Raw genomic sequence first — 22618 nt, forward strand, 5'->3', positions numbered from 1 at the left:
CACGCCATGCAACGCATCGACCATCCACTGCCCTGGAGTCACCTGGGCACCGAACGCACCCTCAGCGTGTTTCGGTATGGCGCGGGCACTCGCAAGGTCTATATTCAGGCCAGCCTGCACGCTGATGAACTGCCAGGCATGCGCACGGCGTGGGAGCTGAAGAAGCGTCTGACCGAACTCGACACCCAAGGCCAGTTGCAGGGCGTGATTGAACTGGTCCCGGTGGCCAATCCCATTGGTCTCGATCAGCACCTGCAAGGCAGCCACATGGGCCGCTTCGAGCTGGGCAGTGGCAAGAATTTCAACCGCTCCTTCGTTGAACTCAGCACACCGGTTGCCGAGTTGATCGGCGATCGGTTGGGCAGTGATGCTGCTGCCAACATTCTGCTGATTCGCCAGACCATGGGCCTGGTACTCGACGGCTTACCGACACCGGCCTCGCAACTTGAAGCCATGCACCGCTTGTTGCTGCGCCACGCCTGCGATGCCGACATCACCCTCGATCTGCATTGTGATTTCGACGCGGCGATTCATCTTTATGCCTTGCCGCAACACTGGCCGCAGTGGCAATCCCTGGCCGCACGTTTGAAGGCTGGGGTGGCGTTGCTCTGTGAAGACTCCGGCGGCAGCTCATTCGATGAGTCGTGTTCAACGCCGTGGTTGCGTCTGGCCAGGGCTTTCCCTGAGGCCGCGATCCCGCCGGCCAATCTGGCGACGACGCTGGAGCTGGGCAGCATGGGTGATACGCGAGTCGATCAGGCACAAGCCAATTGCGAGGCGATTCTCGGCTTCCTCGCCGAGCAGGGTTTCATCAAAGGCACTTGGCCAGCGGCACCGAGCGAATGCTGTGAAGGCATGCCGTTCGAAGGCACCCAATATCTGTTCGCGCCGCATCACGGGGTCGTCAGTTTTCTGCGCGATTCGGGTGAGTGGGTGGAGAAGGGGGATGCGCTGTTTGAAGTGGTCGACCCGCTGAATGATCGGGTCACGACTGTTTGCGCCGGGACCAGTGGCGTGTTGTTTGCCATCGATCGCGGGCGCTATACCCAGCCGGGCACCTGGCAGGCGAAGGTCGCGGGGCGCGAGCCGATTCGGGTCGGAAAACTTATCAATGATTAACCGCTCAATCTTCACCGCTTTTGAGGCCGCTATCGCGAGCAAGCTCGCTCCCACAGGGATCGTGTGAACACTGGAGATCTAGTGTGGGAGCGAGCTTGCTCGCGATGGCGGCATCAGCAACACCCATAATCCCCCGGCAAGCTTCACAGTGTTAGGCTCTGCCCCGAATCCTGCACTTGTGAAGGAAGGTTTATGTTGAAGTTTCTCGCTCTGCTGACACTCCTGGCGTCCGCCGCCGTCCACGCTCAAACCCCGCTGCAAACCGATCTGCCGCTCAAGTACCTGGAGCAGGTCAACCCCGAATCGCGTAATCAGCCCCTGGTGATTTTCCTCCACGGTTACGGCAGTAACGAACAGGACCTGTTCGACATCAAGGATGAACTGCCCGAGTCATACAACTATCTGTCGGTACGCGCACCGAAGGTGATAGAGGAGGGCCGTTATCAGTGGTTCCGCCAGAAAGGTGATGGCGCTTACGACGGTGAGACGGATGATCTGAAGACCAGCGGCGCCGTATTGCTGGATTTTGTCGTACAGGCTGCGAAGAAATATCACACCGAACCGAACAAGGTGTTCCTGGTGGGTTTCAGCCAGGGCGCGATGATGTCCTACGAGGTGGCGCTGCGTCATCCCGAGGCGGTGGGCGGGATCGCGGCGTTGAGCGGGCGGATTTTGCCGGTGCTCAGGTCCGAGCTGAAGCCGGATGAAAACCGCCAGAAGCTGGCGATTTTCATCGGTCATGGCACTGCAGACAAACGCCTTCCCTACAATGACGGCACGGACGCCAACAGCCTGTTGCAGAGCCTGGCGCTCAAGCCTGAATTTCATGCCTACCCTGGCGTCGGTCACAGCATCAGTGCTGCCGAGATGCAGGACTTGAGCAAGTGGTTGCAGCGTCTCAATCCCTGATTGTTACTTGCCAGTGACGATCTGTTTGACCAGCGTCTCGTGGCCAGCATTGTCACTGAGGCGGGAAATCACCTGAACGATCGCCATGCGCGTGTTGGACGCCGCCATCAGCGTGGTGTCGAGGGTTTTTCCGCCGCCCTGGGTGGCGGAGCTGTCGATCTGCCGTAGTCCCAGGCCGGTGCCTTTCTGGGTCAGGCTTTTTTCGCTGAGCTTGGTGAAGTCCGGCAGCGCCTGGGCTTGTTCGGTGGCGAAGTCGGACGCCGCCGAGTCGAGGAACTGACCGTCGTTGTCTTTGACGTTGAGGCCGCCGGGGATGGTGTTTTCAGCCGCGATCACTACGGTTTTGGTGGCCTGATTGGTGTACATGGTGCCCGTTGCCCCGGCGGTACCGGTGGCCGCGTCGCCGGCGGGCAACGGGTTGGCGACGAAGCCCTTGGGCAGGGTGAACTTGAACTTGCCGCCGAGCATCGAGACTTTCTGTGCTGGCGCGGTATCGCTGGCGGTGGCCTTGGCGGCCTGCGCATTCAGCGCTCCCAGACTGGCAACCGCCGTCAACAACAGGACAACGGCTTTTTTACTAAACAATGACATTGGAAACTCCAGGGGATGGTCGCGCTTTGAGGGCGATCATCCCATGGAGGTTGTGACGCATTCCAGCGCGTTGTATCGAAAGAGCTTCTGTGGCGAGGGGGCTCGCCACGGAGTGTTGAACTGAGGCTGATGGTGGGTGAAACCCGTTAGATTGAGCTTTTTGCTTTACTCATTCGAAACTATCGAACGTGTTATCGGCACTTTGGCGGTTGATCGCGAGGTGGCGATGGCTGCACCGGCAATAATCAGCAGCGCAGGGACGATCAGAATCGGGCTGGCATGGCTGCGCCCGACGGTGATCAGCAACAACGTGGAAATCAGCGGCGCCAAGTAGGAAAGCGCCCCCAGCGTCGCCAGACTGCCGTGTTTGGTGGCGTGGTCCCAGGCAAAAAACGCCAGGCCGACCGGCCCCAGACCGAGGACGACAATCGCGGTCCATTGGCTGAAGTCGGGCCGTACCGTGGTTTCAAACGCCAGGTGACAGACCAGTCCGGCCACGGCGACCAGGCCGCAAATTCCACCAATGATGCTGCTCGGTACTTCGCTGAACCGGCGGTTGATCACCGAGTAAACCGACCAGATCAGCGCACAACCGAACGCCGCGAGATAACCGGCGATGGGCATCGCGGCGCCAGCATTCGGGGCACGCTGCTGCATGATGAACGCCGTGCCGGCCAAGCCCAGCAGTGCGCCGAGCAATTGCCGCTTGTGCAGCTTTTCTCCGGCCGAGAACGCCGACAGCAACACCAGCAACAGCGGCCAAAGGTAGTTGATCAGGCTGGCTTCGGCCGCCGGGGCGGCTTTGAGTGCGAAAAAGTACAGCGCGTGATAAACGAAAATTCCGACGACCCCGGTCGCCCATACAGCCCAAGGCTGGCGCCAACTGGTGAACCCGGCGATCCCGCGTCGGCCCAGAATCACCAGGCTCGCCGCGAACGCAGCGCCGAAACCCAGCGTCAGCAACTCAAACGGTGGAATGCCTTCGGTGAGGGTGGTCAGCAAGGCCAGGGAGGACCAGAGCACTATCGCAATCACGCCGACGGCCGTAGCGCTGTGGCTGTTTCGAAGCGGAGTCATGTCTGTTCCTTCAGCGCGATGAACGGGCGACCATCCTGGCCCGATGACATCAAGCAGCTTAGCGTTTGATCGCCGTACGTCCAGCGTCCGGTACCGGGCCCGCCGGCTTGGCCAACAAGCGCTTGGTCACCCCGAGCATCCCCACTGACACCGCGACGCCCAGGGCGAACGCGCTCAGACCCATGCCTGGCAAGGCCAACGCCAACACCAGGCAAAATGCCGCGAACGAATACATTCCGGTCGCCGTCGCCCGCAGCAAAGCAGCGGTAAACGCCGGACCGCGGGTTTGCTGGGAGAACACCGCCATCACGCTGCCCAGCACCGGGAACACGGCAAGCAGGCCGCTCCAGCGTTCGCCGACGGTGCTGGCCAACAACGTGACCGCGAGGGTGAGAAGGGCGCCGGCAATCATGCGCAACAGCAGTTTGTCGGACTTCGGCACCGGACCTGAAACGATTGGCTGTACCGAGGGAAACAGATACGGCGCCGCCAGCAGGGCAGTCGCGGCGGCGATCACCGAGAACATCAGGGACGGTGGAATCAACGACAGCACAACGGCCGCCGTGGCCCAGACCGACAGCGAAATCACCAGCGCCCACGGCCAACTCGCGCGTTGTGCAACCTGAGCGTAGGTCACGCAAAAGGCAATCATCGCGAACATCGCCGACAGTGCTGCCGTCGCCGATTGAGCGGCGAACACCTGGCCCTGTTCGATGGCGAGAAAGAACAGAATCGGCCCGACCACCACCGGCAACCCCGACAGCCAACCGGCGACACTCGGTCCCCAGCGTTTACCGGCCAGGGAAATCAACAAGAGAAATCCTGGGATGACCAGCAGTTTGAGCATCAGCACGCACGCACCTCCGACCTGAGTGAGGCGGCAACGTTAGCATTGCGGGTGGGTGATTGCTCTATAGATGTCGTGATTTTGTATACAAATATCAGGACTTCAATTGTGCTTAAACGCCTCGACCACAAAGTCGATGAACACCCGGGTCTTGGCCGGCATCAACGTCCGGCTCGGGTAATACAGCGAAATCGGTCCCGCGTCGGCGTGCCAATCGGGCAGCAGGCGCACCAGTTCGCCACGCTGGATATTCGCCAGCACATCCGGCAGTACCAGCAGTGTCACGCCCAAGCCGAGTATCGCCGCTTCGCGCATGGCGGCCGGGTCATTGAGCACAATGTTTTCGTCCAAATTGGCCGGTGCTTCATTGCCCGTGCCATCGTGCATCAGCCATTGGCGAATCCGCCCGGTGCGGGTGCCGCGCATCACAATGCCGGTGTGTCCGGACAGGTCCGTCGGACTGTCGGGCAGGCTGCGTTGCGCGAGGTACGCCGGTGAGGCGACTGCCACGACATGCGCCGCCGCCAACGTCCGTGACACCACCCCGGGAGTCAACTCGAAACCGCCGCCAATGGCCGCATCATACCCTTCGGCAATCAAATCCACGGGACGGTTTTCGAAGTGCCATTCCGGGCGAATCAGCGGGTAGCGTGCCAGGAACGCCGGCAGCAGCGGCAAGATATGACCGATGCCAAAGGTCGGTGCGAGGCTGACTTTGAGCACTCCCGCCGGCTCGCCTCGGTCACTGCTCACCGAGCTGATTGCTGTCTGTAATGCTTGCAGATTGCCGCCGATACTCGTCAAAAAGCTTTCCCCTGCTTCGGTCAGGGACAGCTTGCGGGTCGAGCGCTGGAACAGCCGCACGCCGATGTTGCGTTCGAGCATCGCCACGTTGCGGCTAACAGCGGCAGGGGTCAGCGCGAGCACCCGTGCGGCGGCGGAAAAACTCCCGGTTTCGGCGCTGCGTACGAAGGATTCGAGGTTGGCGAGGGTTTCCATGGCAGGCTCCTGCTAGTCATACTTGAAGATCATTCAAGGCATTACCCTCTAATCAAGCGCTAATGGCAAGCGCAGTATCACTCCAACGACAACCCTCGGAGTGAACAACCATGAGCACCATCGGAATCATCGGCGCCGGCGCAATCGGCGCAGCCTTTGCCAGGGCACTCTCTCGGCAAGGCATTGAAGTGGTTATCGCCAACAGCCGTGGCCCGCAAAGCCTGGCCTCGCTGGTGGCAGAACTCGGGCCAACGGCGCGTGCCGGAACCCGCGAGGAGGCCGCCGCACAAGCTATCGTGCTGGTTGCGGTCAACTGGTCGAAGTTGCCGACCGCGCTCGCCGGTCTGGCGGATTTTGGCGGACGGATTGTCATCGACGCCAACAACTCAATCGAGGCGCCGTCGTTCAAGGCGGTGGATTTGCAGGGGCGGACGTCCAGCGAAGTGTTTGCCGAATGGGTGCCCGGTGCGCGGGTGGTGAAGGCGTTCAATCACCTACAGGCGCGTTTTCTGGAAAGCGATCCGGCGGTGGAGGGAGGGCGGCGAGTGCTGTTTCTCTCGGGGGATGATGCCGATGCGAAAGCTCAAGTGGCGGCGCTGATCGAACAGCTGGGCTTCTTCGGGATTGATCTTGGGGGATTGAGCATCGGGGCGCGGCTGGTGCAGTTTCCAGGTGGTCCGCTGCCGGTGCTGAATCTGGTGAAATTTGCCTGACAGCCAGACAAAAAGAACCCGGTGCGACGTGAGTCGCACCGGGTGTTTTGCCAGACGGCGAACGGATATTCGTGGGTCCCCGCGCCGTCCGTTGAACGCTTTACGCCCGTTCGATCGCCAGTGCCACGCCTTGACCACCACCGATGCACAGGGTGGCGAGGCCTTTCTTGGCGTCACGCTTGATCATTTCATGCAGCAGCGTCACCAGTACTCGGCAACCCGATGCACCGATCGGGTGACCCAGCGCGATGGCACCGCCATTGACGTTGACCTTGTTCAGGTCCCATTCCAGGTCCTTGGCCACCGCCAGAGATTGCGCAGCGAACGCTTCGTTGGCTTCGATCAGGTCCAGTTGGTCGATGGACCAGCCGGCCTTGTCCAGGCAACGACGAGTCGCGCTGACCGGGCCGATGCCCATGATCGCCGGGTCTACGCCCGCATTGGCATAAGCCGCGATTTTCGCCAGCACGGGCAGGCCGAGGGCCTTGGCCTTTTCCGCGCTCATCAGGATCACGGCGGCGGCACCGTCGTTCAGGGACGAGGCGTTACCGGCGGTCACCGAACCGTCCTTCTTGAAGGCCGGTTTCAGTTTGCCCAGTGCTTCTGCGGTGGTACCTGCTCGAGGCTGTTCGTCAACCTGGAAAGCAACCGGATCGCCCTTGCGCTGAGGAATCAGGATCGGCGTGATCTCGTCGGCAAAACGCCCGGCTTCGATGGCGGCCGTGGCTTTCTGCTGCGAGGCCGCGGCGAAGGCGTCCTGTTGCTCGCGGGTCAGGCTGTACTTCTCCGCCAGGTTCTCGGCGGTGATGCCCATGTGGTAATCGTTGAACGCATCCCACAGGCCGTCGCTGATCATGGTGTCGACGATTTGTGCGTGACCCATGCGCAGACCGGTGCGGGCGCCGGGCATGACGTAGTTGGACAGGCTCATGTTTTCCTGGCCGCCGGCAATGATCACGTCGGCGTCGCCGCAGCGAATCGCCTGGGTCGCCAAGTGCAACGCTTTCAGGCCCGAGCCGCAGACCTTGTTCAGGGTCATGGCCGGCACGGTAAACGGCAGGCCGGCCTTGATCGCCGACTGTCGCGCAGGGTTTTGCCCGGCACCGGCGGTCAACACCTGGCCCATGATCACTTCATCGACTTCAGCAACGTCCAGGCCGGTTTGTGCCAGCAGCTGGCGGATCACCGCAGCGCCGAGGTCAACGGCGGAAACATTCGCCAGGGCACCCTGGAAACTGCCGATGGCGGTGCGGGTGGCGGCGACAATGACGACTTCTTGCATGGAATGATTCCTCACTGGGCAGCGAACTGCATTTGCGGAACGTGATCCGGCACGATCAGTTTACCGGCGGTCTTGGCGACAATCTCCTCGACGCTGACACCCGGTGCACGTTCCTTGAGAATGAACGCGCCGTTTTCGATTTCCAGGTAAGCCAGGTCGGTCAGCACACGCTTGATGCAACCGGCGCCGGTCAGCGGCAGGCTGCATTTGGACAGGAGCTTGGACTCACCGTCCTTGGAGGCGTGGGTCATGATAACGATGATGTTGTCTGCGCCGGCCACCAGGTCCATTGCACCGCCCATGCCCTTGACCAGTTTGCCGGGAATCATCCACGAGGCGATGTTGCCTTGCACGTCTACTTCAAAGGCGCCCAGCACGGTCAGGTCGACATGACCACCGCGGATCATCGCGAAGGACTCGGCCGAGGAAAAGATCGACGCGCCGATACGCGCGGTCACGGTTTGTTTGCCGGCGTTGATCATGTCGGCATCGATGGTTTCTTCAGTAGGAAAGGGACCCATGCCCAGCAGGCCGTTTTCCGACTGCAGCATGACTTCCATGCCTTCAGGAATGTAGTTGGCGACCAGGGTCGGAATGCCGATGCCCAGGTTCACGTAGAAGCCGTCCTGCATTTCGCGGGCGACGCGTTGAGCCATTTGTTCGCGGGAAAGTGCCATTGTTGTTATTCCTTCATTCGGTCCGGGGGCAGGGGATCACTTACGCACGGTGCGCTGTTCGATGCGCTTCTCGAACGTGCCGCAAATGACCCGGTCGACGTAGATGCCAGGGGTGTGGATCTGCGACGGGTCCAGCTCGCCGGGTTCGACGATTTCTTCGACTTCGACCACGGTAATCTTGCCGGCGGTGGCGGCCAGCGGATTGAAGTTCTGGGCGGTGTGGCGGTAGATGACGTTGCCGAAATGGTCGGCTTTCCAGCCTTTGACGATGGCGAAGTCACCGGTGATGGACTCTTCCATCAGGTACTGGCGGCCATGGAATTCGCGGACTTCCTTGCCGTCGGCAACGGGAGTGCCGACGCCGGTGGCGGTGAAGAACGCCGGGATGCCAGCGCCGCCAGCGCGCATTTTTTCGGCGAGGGTGCCTTGGGGGGTCAGGACCACTTCGATAGCGCCGCTGAGCAGTTGCTCCTCGAACATTTTGTTCTCGCCGACGTAGGAGGCCACCACCTTGCGGATCTGCCGGTCTTCCAGCAGCACGCCGAGGCCGAAACCGTCGACGCCGCAGTTGTTGGAAACCACGGTGAGGTCACGTGTGCCTTTGCGCTTGATCTCGGCGATGAGGTTTTCCGGGATCCCGCACAGACCGAAGCCGCCGGCGATCACGGTCATGCCGTCTTCAAGACCTGCCAGAGCTTCCTCATAGGAACTCACGCGCTTGTCGAAACCTGCCATATGCACCTCTTTTATTCTTTGTGGGCGGCTGGCTAGCCGAATGAGTTGAGTGTCTCTGCAGTGGATTCATTTGTTAAGTTGATTTTTAAGGTTGATTGATAGATAAAACTCACCAATCAATTGCCTCGTACTACGTTGGAGACACCGGTCATGACAGTCAAGCAGATCCGCGCGTTCCTGGCCGTGGCCCAGAGTTTGAGTTTTGCCGTGGCCTGCGAGCGGTTGCACCTGTCGCAATCGGCGTTGAGCCTGACCATCAAGGCGCTGGAGGAGGGGCTGGGCGGGCGTCTGTTCACCCGCAATACGCGCAATGTGGCGTTGACGGCTGAAGGCGAGTCGCTGGTGCCACTGGCTCGGCGGCTGATTGCTGATTGGGACAATGCCGAGGATGAACTGCGGCAGCGTTTCACGCTTCAGCGCGGTCGCGTGACGCTGGCGGCAATGCCGTCGTTTGCCGGCAACTTGCTGCCGCCGATCCTGAAAACCTTCCGCGCGCGGTATCCCAAGGTCAATGTCACGGTGAACGACGTGATCAACGAGCAGGTGCTGGAAATGGTGCGTGATCGACAGGTTGAGCTGGGGGTGGCGTTTGAGCCGACTCAGAGTTCATCGCTGGAATTCACGCCGCTGTATATGGATCGGTTTGTTGCAGTGGTGCCGAAGGATTCTCCTTTCGCCGAACTGGAAGACATCGATTGGCAGACCTTGCTCAAGGAGCCGTTCATTACCTTGCAGCGTCCGTCGACGGTGCGGGTGATGCTGGAGGAACACTTGCAGGCTCGAGGGATGAAGTTGCCGGTGGAGTTTGAGAGTCATCAATTGGCGACGGTGGGGCGGATGGTGGCCAGCGGGTTGGGGGTGAGTGCAGTGCCGGCGTTGTGCGCCGGGCAGATGCGCGAGTTGGGCGCGCGGTGTATTACGTTGCGGGACCCGGTGGTGGAGCGGGCGATTGGGGTGTTGACGAAGCCTGGGGTTGAACTGTCGGCGGCTGCTCAGGCGTTGTTCGACATTCTCAAGGAAGAAAACCTCGGCCAGCGCCTCCACTGATCGTTCCCACGCGTGGGAACGATCATCGGGACAGGTGTTGTGTCAGCAGGGGCAAAAGTTGTTCACACGGCCCCTCAATCTTCAAATCAAGGATGTCATCCGCCCGAGTCTTCCCCAAATTGATCGCAATCAACGGCTTCCCCTGATCCGCCACCACCCGGCACAACCGAAACGCCGAATACGCCATCAATGAAGACCCGACCACCAACAATCCCGCCGCCTTTTCGACCGCCGCCATTGCCTTGGCCGCCGTCGCCTGTGCCACGTTCTCGCCAAAAAACACCACGTCCGGCTTCATCCGTTCCCCGGCGCAGTGCGGACAATGCGGCACCTGAAAGCGCGCCTCAAACGCCGCGTCGAGCAGGGTATCGCCATCCGGTGCCTGCACTGCGTCCACCCCGGCCAGATACGGGTTTTGCACTTCCATCAGTTGCTGGATCGAATCCCGTTCGCTGCGCTTCCCGCAGTCCAGGCACAGGACCCGGTGCAGGCTGCCGTGGAGTTCGATGACGTCATGGCTGCCGGCCTGGTCGTGCAGGGTGTCGACGTTTTGAGTGATCAGCCCGCTGATCTGCTGCGAACTTTGCAAACTGGCCAAGGCCTCGTGGGCCACGTTCGGCTGAGCCTGGCGCACCCGTGGCCAACCGAGCATCGCTCGCGCCCAATAGCGCCGTCGGGATTCGGGGGCGGCGAGGAACTCCTGATACATCATCGGTTGCCGCCCACGCCGCACGCCTTGGTTGTCACGGTAGTCCGGAATGCCCGACGGGGTGCTGATGCCAGCACCGGTCAGGACCACAAACGGCTGGTCAGCCATTAGCCGCTGGAGGCGGTCGAGTTGTTCGTGGATGGGGCTGCCTGGCATGTTCAGCACTCCGGGGGCCATGAGTGCTTGCAGGGTAGCATCTGCCAGTCACCCGGACAGGTTGGCCGTCCGGGTGATGATCCGGCACCTATTTACGCGCCTCCAGAATCAGGTTGAACGGTGTTTCCGTGGCCCGACGGAACGTCTTGAACCCCGCCTCGGTGAAGACTTTGCGCAGTCGCGCCTCGCCAGCCTGGGCGCCGAGCCCGAGGCCGACTTCCTGGGACAGCGAGTTCGGTGTGCAGATGAAGGTCGAGGCGGCGTAGAACAACCGACCAACGGGGGTGATGTTGTCGTCAAGCGAGTCATTGGCGAACGGTTCCACCAGCAACACCGTCCCGTCCGGTTTCAGTGCGTCATAAGCGTGCCGCGCCGCGCCTACCGGGTCGCCCATGTCGTGCAGGCAGTCGAAGTAGCAGACCAGATCGTAGTCATCGCCGGGGAAGCTTTTTGCCGTGCCCTGGAAGAATCGCGCACGTCCGGACACGCCACCTTCTTCGGCGCGCTGGGTGGCGACGGTGACGGAGGGCGCGTGGTAGTCGAAACCGACGAACCGCGAATCCGGAAACGACTGGGCCATGATCACGGTGGATGCGCCGTGGCCGCAGCCGATATCCGCCACTTTGGCGCCAGCCTCCAGTTTGGCGACCACGCCTTCGAGAGCCGGTAGCCATTCGGCGACCAGATGCGCTTTATAACCTGGCCGGAAGAACCGCTCCGTGCCGCTGAACATGCACGGATGGTGATCGCCCCAGGCGAGGGCACCGTCGCCGCGCATGGCCTTGACCAGTTTGTCCTTGTCATGGAAAAACGATGCGACCACCCCGATGCCGCCCGCTATATAGACCGGCGAATCTTCGATCGCCAGCGCCAGGGCTTGCTCTTCGGGCAGGCGGAACTGACCGTCGGTGTGTTCCATGTAGCCGGAAGCGGCGTGGGCACTGAGCCATTCGCGCAGCAGGCGGGTGTTGCAGCCGGTTTTGTCAGCGAGGGCTTCAGGGGTAATTGGCTGACTGTCGGCCATGGCCCGGTACAGTCCGAGTTCTTCGCCGAGGATGACATTGGCGAGCATCGCCGCGCCGCCCATGTCGTTCACCAGTTTACCCATGAAATCATTGAGTCTGGCCTCGTCCATTACGTGTGCTCCTTCAGCAGGATCACGGTCCAGAAGCCTTGTTTTTTCGAGGCGTTCACCTCTGGGCGGTGGTCGTGGGAATGATCAGGACGATAAGCGCGCCCTGCGTGCAGTAAGTTTAGTCCGGGGTCCGTACAGCGCTGCTCGGAGCGACGAAAGTCCTGCGGACCACATTTCCCTGTCTGCCACCGACAGGGGGATTGTGGCGTGTATCCCACTGTATCCAACCCCCGTCCCGATACAGTTCCCCCCAACACCAGGACACTGCCGAACACAGACTCGATACACCGCTTCGATTAACTGTGATTCCGTTCTGACAATCATTGAGATCGACATCATGCAAACTCCCACCCTCTCCGCGAAAGCGACCGTCGGGCTCGGCTTGCGTCGCGGTTTAATGAAGGACCTTCAAGCCGCCCGCACCGGCGATTTTGATTTTTTGGAAGTTGCCCCGGAAAACTGGATCGGCATCGGGGGCGCTCATGGCCATGCGTTGCGTGCCCTGGCCGAGCGTTATCCGTTGTCCTGTCATGGCTTGTCCCTGTCATTGGGCGGCCCGGCGCCGCTGGACGTTGAATTTGTGCAGGAAGTCCGGGTTTTCCTCGATCAATACAACGTGCCGCTGTACAGCGAGCACTTGAGCTACTGCAGCGATGACGGCCACCTGTACGACCTGCTGCCGTTACCCTTTACCGAAGAAGCGGTGCACCACGTGTCCGCGCGAATCCGTCAGTCCCAGGACATTCTGGGTCGGCGTCTGGCGGTGGAAAACGTCTCCTACTACGCCGCGCCACAGCAGGACATGGACGAGCAGACCTTCACCAATGCGGTGCTGCGCGAAGCCGATTGCGACCTGTTGCTGGACGTCAATAATGTCTACGTCAACTCGATCAATCACGGTTTCGATCCGCAGGCATTTCTGGCCGGCATCGATTCGGACCGGGTGGTTGCCATGCACGTGGCCGGGCATTTCGATGAGTCCGATACATTGAAAGTCGACACCCACGGCGCTTCAGTGAAGCCGGTGGTTTGGTCGTTGCTGGCTGAGGCTTACGCTCGATTCGGTGCGCAACCGACACTGCTAGAACGGGATTTCAACTTTCCGGCCTTTTCCGAACTGGTGGCTGAGTTGCAGACCATTCGCCGTCTGCAAACCGAGGGGGTAAACCGTGGATAAGCCGAGTTTGTTTGAGCAGCAAAACACCTTGGGCCTGTACCTGCGCGATCCCGATCATTGTGCGCCACCGGCTGAAATGGACGTGGCACGGGCGCAGGTTTACCGCGACCTCGTGTTCTCCAACCTGTCATCGCTGCTCAGCGGCACCTTTCCGGTGTTGGTGAAAATCCTGGGCGATGATGGCTGGCGTTCGCTGGTGCGGATATTCCTGCGGGACTACCGTGCGCAGACGCCGAAATTCGGCGAGATAGCCAAGGAACTTGTCGAGTTCCTGGCCTCGGAACCGCAAGCGTTGAGCGATGGGCCGTGGCCGCCGTTCATGGTGGAGCTGGCGCATTACGAGTGGGTTGAGATGGTGTTGCAGCAGTCCGAGGCCGAGCCGTTGCCGCTGAGCGACGCCGGGTCGTTGCTGGACCGACCGTTGCAGGTGTCGCCGCTGGCCTGGCCGTTGGCGTATGGCTGGCCAGTGCAGTTGGTGGCGCCGGATTATCGACCGGAGATGGCGCCGGCTCAGCCGACGTTGTTATTGGTTCGTCGAGCTGAGGACTGGAGCGTGAAGTTCTCCGAGTTAAGTCCGTTGGCGTGGCGGTTGTTGCAGCGGATTGAAGAGTTTCCTCAGCTGGACGGGCGTGCGCAGCTGGAAGGGTTGGCGGCGGAGGCGGGGATGGCTGGGTCGCCGGAGTTTATGGAGGGTGGGGCGGGGTTGTTGCGGCAGATGCATGAAGAAGGGGTTTTGGGCTCGGTAGCATGATCGTTCCCACGCTCCGCGTGGGAATGCAGCCCAGGACGCTCCGCGTCCCTTTCGAGAGCTGGAACGCGGAGCGTCCCTTGAGGCATTCCCACGCAGAGCGTGGGAATGCTCATGTTACTGAGCCGGCAATCTAAGCTCCGCACACAGCCCACCCCCCTCACGATTACTCAACGTCAACGATCCCCCGATCGCCAACGCCAACTGCTGCGCAATTGCCAAGCCCAACCCGGTCCCGCCGGTGCTGCGGTTACGCGAGTTCTCCACGCGATAAAACGGTTCCATCACCTGAGCCAATTCCTCCTCGGCAATCCCCGGCCCGCGGTCCATCACCTTCACCGACAAACTGCCGTCAGCCTTCTCTTCCACCCACAACTCGGCGGCACCCGCGAACTTTAGTGCGTTGTCCGTCAGGTTCACCAGCACCCGACGCAAGGCGTGCGGTCGGGTATCGATCACCGTGTCGCTTTTGCCTCCGAGCTGCACGTCTTTGCCCATGTCCTGATAGTCGAACACCAGGCTGTCGAGGAACGAATCCAGATGGGTGCGGCGACTTTCCTCGGTGGCTCCATGAACGCTGCGGGCATAGGCCACGCCTTCGCGCACCAGGTGTTCTATCTCGCCAAGATCGTTCCAGAGTTTGTCTTTCTCGGCGGAGTCATCCATGAATTCGGCGCGCAGTTTCATGCGGGTGATCGGGGTTTGCAGGTCGTGGGAAATCGCCGCCAGCAGCTGCATGCGCTCCTTCAGGTAAGCGGCGATGCGCGCCTGCATCGAATTGAACGCCTTGGCGGCATGCGCGACTTCGGTCGGGCCTTTTTCATCCAGGTGCACTGCATGGGTGTTGGGGTCCAAAGTTTCTACGGCCTGAGCCAGACGGGTGAGGGGGCGAATGACGATTCTTACGGCCAGCCAGGTGCAGAGGATCATCAGTGCCAGTTGCCCCAGCAATACGATGGGTAACCACGGCGACAACGGCACCATCGAGGGTCGCACGTCGATGGTCAGCGGGCTGCCGTCCGCCAGCTTCAGGTGGACCTGAAAATGTTTATTCGCCCCGGGAATGTCGGTCACCGTCATCGGGTAATCCTTGCCGATGGCCTCTTTGATCGAAGTCATCGCTATTGGCGAATCGCTCATGGGTATGCCGGGCGAGCCTTCGTTCAACAAATAGCGGTAGTTACGTCGATCCAGTTGTTGCAGCCAACTCATGCGCTCTTCAGCCGGCAAGCGGTCGAGGATGGCGATGGAGGTCGAGACGTCGGTTTCCAGATTGCCCAGCATGGTGTTCTTCGTGCTTTCGTATCGCTCGTAGTACTGCGCGCCGAAGGACAGTGCCTGCGCGAGAATCAAGCCGATCAGGAAGATCAGCGACAGTCGCGAGGCCAGGGTGCGAGGCCAACGAATCGAGCGTTTCATGAGGGCGCCCCGAGCACTTCCACCGGCAGGGAAAACACATAGCCTTCACTGCGCACGGTTTTGATGTAGGCCGGTTCGCGGGCATCGTCCAGCAAGCGCTGACGCAAACGGCTGACCAGCAAGTCGATGGAACGGTCGAACAGATCAGCGTCGCGGCCCTGGGTCAGGTTCAGCAATTGATCGCGATTGAGCACCCGCTGAGGGTGATCGAGGAACACCCGCAGCAGCCGATATTCCGCGCCGCTGAGCGCGACCATGGTGCCGTCTTCATCGAGCAAGTGCCGGGCCGAGGTGTCCAGTCGCCAGCGCCCGAAGGCCAGCAGACGACCGCTTTCGGTGACCACCAGATTCGGCGGCAGCATCCGCGTGCGGCGCAGCACGGCGTTGATGCGGGCGAGCAATTCACGAGCAGCGAACGGCTTGACCAGGTAATCGTCGGCGCCCATTTCCAGGCCGATGATGCGGTCGGTTTCATCGTTGCGCGCGGTGAGCATCAGCACTGGCGTGGCCTTGTGTTTGCCGGCGCGTAACTCACGGCAAAGCATCAGGCCATCGTCGCCCGGCATCATGATGTCGAGCACGATCAGGTCCACCGGCGTGGACTCCAGGAAGGCGCGCATTTGCCGTCCATCCGCCACGACGGTGGTGCGCAGGCCGTTTTTCTTGAGGTAGTTGCCTACCAGCTCTCGGATCTCGCGGTCATCGTCCACGATGAGAATGTGATCGACGTGTTCCATTTGGCCATGCCTCTGTAGATGGGGGATGCCGCGCAGTCTATCGAGCCTTGGCCCGTTCGCCCGCCGCCCTTTGTATTGCAGTGTATCTGGCGTATCGACGGATACACGTGGACGCAAAAACACTCATTTTCAGGGCTTTTGTATCGGTCTGTATCCCGAGCCGGTTCTGATACGTACCGATTTACACGCGCCTGTTCCCGACACAGTCGGGATACCTTGCGAGCTTCTAATAGGTTCCATCGAGGCAAGCCAAGTCGCCTCGGCCCAGTAAACGATTGACCTATTGAAGCCTTGAGGAAACCACCATGAACACCAAAGCCGTCTACGCCGCTTGCCTGTTTGCCGCCCTGAACATCTGCACCTTGTCGGCCCGCGCTGAAGCCGATGTCACCCCTGAAACCTACACCTACGGCACGCACCTGGACATCAAGAAAGTGGTGTCGCTGAAACAGGACGCCTCACCTTCCTGCGGAATTGTGGATGCCCAACTGACCTACCTGGATTCCCATAACAAAACCCAGTTTCTGGACTACCGCAAATTTGCTGATGGTTGCAACTCAGACAACTGAGTCCTGCGCTGACCCATTGCCCATCCCAATTGAAACAGGAAGAACATCATGAACAACGTCACCCGCTTTTTGACTGCCATTGCCTTCTCCGTGGCTGGCGCCGCTGCCCATGCCAACGCTGCTGTTGAACAGAAAAGCTGTGGTAGCACGACTTGCTTTCAACTGACGCCGGTGGGGGAGAAGGGTGGCAATGCCTTTCTGGTAGAGAACGGTGGTAGCCGGACTCCGCAGGGGCAGTTGTTGGATACCCAGACTGCTTGAGGGTGTCAGTGGAATCGACCCCTCACCCCAGCCCTCTCCCCATGGGGGAGAGGGGGAAAGGGGGCAGATCTCCATGCTTTTCAAAATCTGAGTTCGACTCGGTATTTCACGTCGCAGCAGCTCGGACAAACCACTCAATCAACCCCCTCGCCCCTCTGGGGCGGTCCGACGTTTCGGGAGGGTTAGGGTGAGGGGTGGATTTCGAATCCTAACCACCATTTTCAAGGTGACAGCCATGTTTCTCATCGCTTTCCTCGGCGGCATATTGACCGTCCTCAGCCCTTGCATCCTCCCGGTCGTGCCGTTCCTGTTCGCCGGTGTTAAACGTACACGTTCCTCGATCTTGCTCACCCTCGGCGGCATGGTGCTGACCTTTGCCCTGATCTCCAGCCTGGCCGTGGTCAGCAGCGAGTGGGTGGTACACGCCAGCAACACCGGCCGTCATGTGGCCCTCATCGTGATGGTGCTGTTCGCCCTGTCGCTGATTTCCGCCCGTGTCGGTGACTGGCTGGCCCGTCCTTTCGTGGCGCTGGGCAATCGCATCAACCCCGACATCCGCACAATGTCCGGCCCGTTGAGTTCGGTCATGATCGGTGTAGCCACCGGCCTGCTCTGGGCACCGTGTGCCGGGCCGATCCTCGGGGTTATCCTCACGGGCGCCATGCTGCAAGGTGCAAACGCTCAAACCAGCCTGTTACTGGTGGCGTACGGCTTGGGCAGCGCGCTGTCCCTGGGTACCTTGATCTTTGCCGGTCGCGGCCTGGTCAATCGCTTGAAATCGTCGATCCCGATTACCGGTTGGCTGCGTCGCGGCACCGGTGTTGCGGTGCTGGCGGCTGCGGCGGTGATTTCCACCGGTGCCGATAAAACACTGCTGGCCGGCACTTCGTCCGAAGGCGTCACCACGGTTGAACAACGCGTGTTGGAAACTGTACCGAAAGTCGTCGATTACTTCGTCAGCAAGGTCAAGGCAGACTCGTCCATGGACAACGCCAAAGGCGCCATGCCGTCGCTGTCCGGTGCGGTCGAATGGCTCAACTCGCCGGCGCTGAGCAATGATTCGCTGAAAGGCAAAGTGGTGCTGGTGGACTTTTGGACCTACGACTGCATCAACTGCCAGCACACCTTGCCTTACGTGAAGGACTGGGCGAAGAAATATGAGAAGGACGGCCTGGTCGTGATCGGCGTGCACACCCCTGAATACGGTTACGAACGCATCATCGGCAACGTCAAGGATCAGGTGAAAAAGCTCGGCATCACCTACCCGGTGGCCATCGACAACAACTACGCCATCTGGCGCAACTTCGACAACCAGTACTGGCCTGCTCACTACCTGATCGATGCCAAAGGTCAGGTGCGTTATACCCACTTTGGTGAAGGTCGCTACGAGACTCAAGAAAAGATGATCCAGCAGTTGCTGGAAGAGGCTAAAGCGCCCGCTGCGTAATGCTTCAAATCAATGGCTCACAGGCTCCGCGCCGTGGGCCATTGGTTTTTTCTCCTGACTGCGCCGCCACGCCGCCGGTGGTGAGCTTGATTGTGCGCCTGTCGCGCCAGAGCGTGAAATCTCCGGACGATCGGACAGGGTTGGCCGACGATCGGGCAGGACGCCAGCGTTGCCCGGCGCGATAGTTGGCAAACAGGGTCTGCCGACCCTGTCATCAATAACAAGATGAGAGGTCCAGCCCGCAACGGAGCGGAATTCATGAGTACACCCATTGATCTTACTGCCTTGAAAAACCGTCAGATGGCCTCGTGGGCCAGTGGCGACTATGCCGTGATCGGCACCACCTTGCAGATTGTCGGCGAGCAACTGGCCGAGGCCTGCGACCTGCTTTGCGATGAACGCGTGCTCGACGTGGCCGCCGGCAACGGTAACGCGACGCTCGCGGCTGCGCGCCGTGGTTGCCACGTCACGTCTACCGACTACGTGGCCGCGCTGCTTGAACGCGGCGAAGACCGGGCCAGGGCAGAACGCCTCGATGTGATGTTTCAAGTGGCCGACGCTGAAGCCTTGCCGTTCGAGGATGCGAGCTTCGATGCCGTGCTGTCGACCTTCGGCGTGATGTTTACGCCGGACCAGCCCAAGGCCGCTTCAGAACTGGCGCGGGTCTGTCGACCTGGAGGGCGGATCGGCCTGGCGAACTGGACGCCCGAAGGTTTCGTCGGCCAGATGTTCAAGACCCTCGGTCGCCACCTACCGCCACCGCCGGGGGCACAACCGCCTTCGCAGTGGGGCACCGAAGCCTGGTTGCACACGCATTTTGACGAAAGTGACTTTCTGGTTCAGGTGACGCGCAAGGCCTTCAATTTCCGTTACCGCTCGGCCGCGCATTTCATCGACACGTTCCGCACCTGGTACGGCCCGGTCCATAAGGCATTCGCGGCGCTGCCTCCTGAAGGCGCCCAGGCACTGGACAACGACCTGACTGAACTGATCAACCGCCTGAACAGAGCGGGAGAAAAATCGCTGGTGGTGCCGAGTGAATACCTTGAGGTCGTCATCACCCGGCGTTGACCTCACAACACAAAACTCTCTGTGGGAGCGAGCTTGCTCCCACAGGGTTTTGTGTTGTCCGGTAGATCAATCACTCATCCAGCCGCTCGGTGTACACCACCCAAACACTGCACGGCATTTTGTACAGCAGATGCTCCACCGTACTGCCAATCAGCCGGCCCATGCCGCGATGGCCGATCCGGCCCATGACAATCACGTCGACGTCATAAGCATCGGCAAAGCGGGTGAGGACCTTGGCCGGGTTGCCCATGATCATGTGCCGCTGCTCCGGCCCGATGCCGTTGCGCTCGGCCAGTTCGTTGAAGGCATCCTCCTGGTAATCGAACACGGTCTTGGCCTTGCCCGACGAGAAGAACGCCGAACCGTTGTCGAAGCCGAATTCGTCGGCGCTGATGGATGAAAGGTCATAGGCGTAGACCACATCGAGCTCGGCATTACAGGCGCTCGCCAGTTTCGCCGCTTCGTGAAGAATTCGGTCGTTGAAGGTTTTGTAATGGTCATCGCGATGAAAGGGGTCGACCGCCGCGACGATCTTTCGCGGCAAGGCGTGCACGGCGTGGCTCACGAAATGCAGCGGCACCGGGCATTCGCGCAGCAAATGCACATCGAGCGGGGTAAACATCAGCCGCGACAGCAGCGATTCGTGCTCCAGCGCCTTGATCAGCACGTCCATCGGCTGCTCTTTGAGGTGAATCAGGATTTCCTCCAATGGGCGTTCGACCCAGGCCACTTCGGTGGTGACGTGCACACCGATTTTGCGCAAGGGGCGGGCCTGTTCCTCAAGCCATTGGCGATGGCGATCGACGTAACCCAGGCGCATCTGTTCCAGGGCCTTTTCGTTAACCAGACTGGCGGTTGCCAGGCCCTCAAGATAATCGAAGGCGACGATATGCAGCGCCGCGTCTTCGGCCTTGGCCAGCGCAGCGGCCCTGTCGAAAGCAGGGCTGTGCTCCATCAGCGGTGATGCAACCAGCATGAAGCGGGATTGACCAGACATGACGAACCTCCCGTGGGATTAGCCGCCCGACGTGCGGCTCGTGCGACGTACATCCAGTCTCTAAGTATTGACCATGATCAACCTCTCGTCCGTAAACCGGGTGCAGGCTGAGATTCGTGCTGAACTCAAGCGCACGTGAACGCTCAGGAGAACCCCCGATGGCAACCATGAAAGCCGCGATATTCGTTGAGAAAAACCGCATCGTGCTGGATGACAAGCCGATCCCCGAGGTCGGGCCGCTGGCCCCTCGAAGCCTTTGCCGCGGGGCTCGGGGATTTCAGCATCGTCAGCACCCTATGCCCCGGCGGTAAAGAACGCATGAGACGCTTGATGGCGGTGGTACAACGCGGTGGCGTCGATCTGTCGTCGTTGGTGAGGCATCGCTTCAAACTCGAGGACATTGAAGTCGCCTATGAGTTGTTTGCGCATCAGCGGGACGGGGTGATGAAGGTTGCGATTACGCCTTGAGGTTGTCCTCTGTTTTTTTTGTTTCCCAGGGTCATTTACAAACTGAACCGCTGCAGAATAACGCCCAGTCCGTCGGACATCGCCTTGAGTTCCTGGGTTGTTCGCACGATCCCGCTTTGGGCTGTGGCGTTTTCTTCCACACTTTGCGCCACTCTTTCGACGTTGCAGGCGACCTGTTCACTGGCGGCGCGCTGCTCCTGCAGCGACAACGAAATGAAACTGACGGCCGCAAGGGATTCGTCCAGTGCACCCTTGATCCTGCTCATGGAAAGGCCCGCGCTTTCGACAAGTTTCTGGCCATGGGTCACGCGCTCACAGCCAGCGGCCATGCTGTCTTTGGCTTTGACCATGCCGTTTTGTATGGCATTGACCAAGGCAACGATTTCCGTGGTGGATTGGGCTGTGCGGGCGGCCAGGCTGCGCACTTCATCGGCGACCACGGCGAAGCCGCGACCTTGCTCGCCCGCGCGCGCCGCTTCGATAGCGGCATTGAGGGCAAGGAGATTGGTCTGTTCGGCGATGCCCCGAATCACACCGACAATCAGACTGATGTCGTTGGACTGAATCGCCAGTTGATCGATATCTGATGAGCTTTGTGCAACCAGATCGGCAATCTGGCCCATTTCCTGGATGGATGCTTGCATCACCGCCATGCCTTCGCCGGTGATTTCGCCCGCCTTCTGCGCGGTGCTCTGAGCCTGTCGAGCATTGTCGGCGATGTGGGTGATGCTCACGGAAAGCTCTTCTACCGTGGCCGCCATGGAGGAGGCTGTCTCGCTTTGCAGTGCGGCGCTGCTCAAGCCCTGCTCGGAGGACGCAGATAATTGCAGCGTGGCACCCTCGATCTGCTCGGAGGCCTGGCTGATCTTGCCAATCATATCGCTCAGACTGTGGCGCATCGCCTGGACGGAGTGCAGAACACCCGTCGACGGCTGCTGCTGATCATGCTGCGTACGGGCCAGTTTTCCCTGGGCGATGTTTGAACTGATGGCGGCAAGTTCCGCGGGTTCAGCGCCGAGCTGGCGACTCAACAGCCTGGAGAAAAAGAAGGTATAGGCTGCGCCCGCAATCAGTGCCAACGCCAGAATCAGCAGGCTGATCTGCAGATTGGAGGTGTAGGCGATCTGGTTGAGGTCGAACTGGGTCTTGGCTTCCACCAGTTGTACCTCGATCAGCTCGGAAAATTTGTCTGATAAAGGATCAATCAGCGGATACAACTGATCGGTCGCAAAGCGTGCGATACCGGCGTCGTCGTTCTGGCGCAGCATGCCCTGCAAATTTTCCAATGGCCCCCGGGTGGCTTCCATCAGTGGGTTGATTTGCGCGATCAGACGCGTTTCTGCCGGAATCAGTTGCGTCGATTTATAGGCTTGCCACGTCTGGTCGATTTCCCTCTGGGCCTGCTCGATCCGGTTCAGTGACTCCGCCTTGGTAACGTTGCTATTGCGCGCCTTGTGGGTAGCGTCGACGATGTTCACAGCGTACAGGTCGGCGATTTTTTTCAGATCCCGCAGGGGGACGACTCGATCGAGATAGACGGTCTCCAGGCTGTGTACAGCGGATTGCATGCCCAAGAGTCCAAGCCCGCCGACACACAACAATCCAAGCAGTAACGCACTGGTGAGTAGAAGCAGATGAGTTCTGATTTTCCAACTTTCCATAGTCCGGTATTCCTGAGTCACCTTATTAAGGTGAGCGATCGAAGGGGCAGAGTCTGTTGCTGCAATG

General features: G+C 60.3%; 23 protein-coding genes and 1 pseudogene. 11 read left to right on the top strand and 13 right to left on the bottom strand.

Annotated features, from left to right (window positions below; all coding sequences use genetic code 11):
* Positions 1 to 6: 6 nt before the first annotated feature.
* Together ACYZT7_RS12880 and ACYZT7_RS12885 are read left to right on the top strand one after the other, a co-directional pair.
* On the top strand, positions 7 to 1119 hold the full coding sequence (locus tag ACYZT7_RS12880) for a succinylglutamate desuccinylase/aspartoacylase family protein (RefSeq protein ID WP_462041300.1): 1113 nt from the start codon (positions 7 to 9) through the stop codon (positions 1117 to 1119).
* A gap of 192 nt (positions 1120 to 1311) precedes the next feature.
* Positions 1312 to 2028 carry an alpha/beta hydrolase gene (locus tag ACYZT7_RS12885; protein ID WP_462041301.1) on the top strand — a complete coding sequence of 239 codons (717 nt, stop codon included), beginning with the start codon at positions 1312 to 1314 and terminating at the stop codon, positions 2026 to 2028.
* A gap of 3 nt (positions 2029 to 2031) precedes the next feature.
* Here the strand turns inward: ACYZT7_RS12885 and ACYZT7_RS12890 are convergent, their stop codons facing one another.
* The 4 genes from ACYZT7_RS12890 to ACYZT7_RS12905 all read right to left on the bottom strand — a co-directional run bounded on the left by ACYZT7_RS12890 (position 2032) and on the right by ACYZT7_RS12905 (position 5542).
* Positions 2032 to 2619, bottom strand: a complete 588-nt coding sequence (locus ACYZT7_RS12890; protein WP_462041302.1) for a DcrB/PsbP domain-containing protein — start codon at positions 2617 to 2619, stop codon at positions 2032 to 2034.
* 165 nt (positions 2620 to 2784) lie between these two features.
* Entirely contained in the window at positions 2785 to 3696 is a 912-nt protein-coding gene (gene yddG, locus ACYZT7_RS12895) for an aromatic amino acid exporter YddG (protein WP_462041303.1), read from the bottom strand.
* Between the two features lie 58 nt (positions 3697 to 3754).
* The gene (locus ACYZT7_RS12900) at positions 3755 to 4549 is read right to left on the bottom strand and encodes a hypothetical protein (RefSeq protein WP_462041304.1); all 795 of its coding nucleotides are present in this window, start codon (positions 4547 to 4549) and stop codon (positions 3755 to 3757) included.
* Positions 4550 to 4645: 96 nt separating this feature from the next.
* Positions 4646 to 5542, bottom strand: coding sequence for a LysR family transcriptional regulator (locus tag ACYZT7_RS12905; RefSeq protein WP_462041305.1), 897 nt, complete (start codon positions 5540 to 5542; stop codon positions 4646 to 4648).
* A 110-nt stretch (positions 5543 to 5652) separates the two neighbouring features.
* On the opposite strand from ACYZT7_RS12905, the gene ACYZT7_RS12910 reads away from it, so the two are divergent.
* The gene (locus ACYZT7_RS12910) at positions 5653 to 6255 is read left to right on the top strand and encodes an NADPH-dependent F420 reductase (RefSeq protein WP_462041306.1); all 603 of its coding nucleotides are present in this window, start codon (positions 5653 to 5655) and stop codon (positions 6253 to 6255) included.
* A gap of 100 nt (positions 6256 to 6355) precedes the next feature.
* Here ACYZT7_RS12910 and ACYZT7_RS12915 read toward each other — a convergent pair whose 3' ends face one another.
* From ACYZT7_RS12915 to ACYZT7_RS12925, 3 genes are read right to left on the bottom strand one after another with little or no spacing between them, the layout of a single operon-like run.
* Positions 6356 to 7537 carry an acetyl-CoA C-acetyltransferase gene (locus tag ACYZT7_RS12915; RefSeq protein ID WP_111452097.1) on the bottom strand — a complete coding sequence of 394 codons (1182 nt, stop codon included), beginning with the start codon at positions 7535 to 7537 and terminating at the stop codon, positions 6356 to 6358.
* A gap of 11 nt (positions 7538 to 7548) precedes the next feature.
* Positions 7549 to 8214, bottom strand: a complete 666-nt coding sequence (locus ACYZT7_RS12920; RefSeq protein WP_129443353.1) for a CoA transferase subunit B — start codon at positions 8212 to 8214, stop codon at positions 7549 to 7551.
* A gap of 36 nt (positions 8215 to 8250) precedes the next feature.
* Entirely contained in the window at positions 8251 to 8949 is a 699-nt protein-coding gene (locus ACYZT7_RS12925; protein WP_095131224.1) for a CoA transferase subunit A, read from the bottom strand.
* A gap of 150 nt (positions 8950 to 9099) precedes the next feature.
* Between ACYZT7_RS12925 and ACYZT7_RS12930 the strand changes: the two genes are divergently transcribed.
* Positions 9100 to 9996, top strand: a complete 897-nt coding sequence (locus ACYZT7_RS12930) for a LysR substrate-binding domain-containing protein (RefSeq protein ID WP_462041307.1) — start codon at positions 9100 to 9102, stop codon at positions 9994 to 9996.
* 22 nt (positions 9997 to 10018) lie between these two features.
* Here the strand turns inward: ACYZT7_RS12930 and ACYZT7_RS12935 are convergent, their stop codons facing one another.
* Both ACYZT7_RS12935 and ACYZT7_RS12940 read right to left on the bottom strand, forming a co-directional pair.
* Positions 10019 to 10861 (bottom strand): NAD-dependent protein deacetylase, encoded by an 843-nt coding sequence (locus tag ACYZT7_RS12935; RefSeq protein ID WP_462041308.1) that lies wholly within the window; start codon positions 10859 to 10861, stop codon positions 10019 to 10021.
* A gap of 88 nt (positions 10862 to 10949) precedes the next feature.
* On the bottom strand, positions 10950 to 11996 hold the full coding sequence (locus tag ACYZT7_RS12940; protein ID WP_462041309.1) for a class I SAM-dependent methyltransferase: 1047 nt from the start codon (positions 11994 to 11996) through the stop codon (positions 10950 to 10952).
* A 337-nt stretch (positions 11997 to 12333) separates the two neighbouring features.
* Here ACYZT7_RS12940 and ACYZT7_RS12945 point away from each other — a divergent pair, with 337 nt between their 5' ends.
* Together ACYZT7_RS12945 and ACYZT7_RS12950 are read left to right on the top strand one after the other, a co-directional pair.
* Positions 12334 to 13173, top strand: a complete 840-nt coding sequence (locus ACYZT7_RS12945) for an HvfB family MNIO-type RiPP peptide maturase (protein ID WP_462041310.1) — start codon at positions 12334 to 12336, stop codon at positions 13171 to 13173.
* Positions 13166 to 13924 carry an HvfC family RiPP maturation protein gene (locus ACYZT7_RS12950; RefSeq protein ID WP_462041311.1) on the top strand — a complete coding sequence of 253 codons (759 nt, stop codon included), beginning with the start codon at positions 13166 to 13168 and terminating at the stop codon, positions 13922 to 13924. Before ACYZT7_RS12945 ends, ACYZT7_RS12950 begins: the two co-directional genes overlap by 8 nt.
* Before the next feature lie 114 nt (positions 13925 to 14038).
* Here ACYZT7_RS12950 and ACYZT7_RS12955 read toward each other — a convergent pair whose 3' ends face one another.
* Positions 14039 to 15340, bottom strand: coding sequence for an ATP-binding protein (locus ACYZT7_RS12955; RefSeq protein ID WP_462041312.1), 1302 nt, complete (start codon positions 15338 to 15340; stop codon positions 14039 to 14041).
* Positions 15337 to 16077, bottom strand: coding sequence for a response regulator (locus tag ACYZT7_RS12960; protein ID WP_282382256.1), 741 nt, complete (start codon positions 16075 to 16077; stop codon positions 15337 to 15339). Before ACYZT7_RS12960 ends, ACYZT7_RS12955 begins: the two co-directional genes overlap by 4 nt.
* Before the next feature lie 305 nt (positions 16078 to 16382).
* Here ACYZT7_RS12960 and ACYZT7_RS12965 point away from each other — a divergent pair, with 305 nt between their 5' ends.
* The 4 genes from ACYZT7_RS12965 to ACYZT7_RS12980 all read left to right on the top strand — a co-directional run bounded on the left by ACYZT7_RS12965 (position 16383) and on the right by ACYZT7_RS12980 (position 19425).
* A complete protein-coding gene (locus ACYZT7_RS12965) occupies positions 16383 to 16646 on the top strand; it encodes a DUF2790 domain-containing protein (protein ID WP_462041313.1) in 264 nt (87 codons plus the stop codon).
* A 48-nt stretch (positions 16647 to 16694) separates the two neighbouring features.
* Entirely contained in the window at positions 16695 to 16907 is a 213-nt protein-coding gene (locus ACYZT7_RS12970) for a hypothetical protein (protein WP_462041314.1), read from the top strand.
* A gap of 235 nt (positions 16908 to 17142) precedes the next feature.
* Complete coding sequence (locus ACYZT7_RS12975) at positions 17143 to 18354, top strand: cytochrome c biogenesis protein DipZ (RefSeq protein WP_462041315.1); 1212 nt, start codon at positions 17143 to 17145, stop codon at positions 18352 to 18354.
* Positions 18355 to 18612: 258 nt separating this feature from the next.
* Positions 18613 to 19425 (top strand): class I SAM-dependent methyltransferase, encoded by an 813-nt coding sequence (locus ACYZT7_RS12980; protein WP_462041316.1) that lies wholly within the window; start codon positions 18613 to 18615, stop codon positions 19423 to 19425.
* Positions 19426 to 19495: 70 nt separating this feature from the next.
* On the opposite strand, the gene ACYZT7_RS12985 is transcribed toward ACYZT7_RS12980, so the two are convergent.
* Positions 19496 to 20422: a universal stress protein gene (locus tag ACYZT7_RS12985; RefSeq protein WP_462041317.1), complete on the bottom strand. Its 927-nt coding sequence runs from the start codon at positions 20420 to 20422 to the stop codon at positions 19496 to 19498.
* Positions 20423 to 20665: 243 nt separating this feature from the next.
* Here ACYZT7_RS12985 and ACYZT7_RS12990 point away from each other — a divergent pair.
* Positions 20666 to 20890: pseudogene (locus ACYZT7_RS12990) on the top strand (NAD(P)-dependent alcohol dehydrogenase); the annotation flags it as partial.
* A 35-nt stretch (positions 20891 to 20925) separates the two neighbouring features.
* Here ACYZT7_RS12990 and ACYZT7_RS12995 read toward each other — a convergent pair.
* Positions 20926 to 22551 carry a methyl-accepting chemotaxis protein gene (locus ACYZT7_RS12995; RefSeq protein WP_462041318.1) on the bottom strand — a complete coding sequence of 542 codons (1626 nt, stop codon included), beginning with the start codon at positions 22549 to 22551 and terminating at the stop codon, positions 20926 to 20928.
* Positions 22552 to 22618 lie beyond the last annotated feature (67 nt).

It is taken from the genome of Pseudomonas sp. RT4P38 (genome assembly GCF_054897765.1).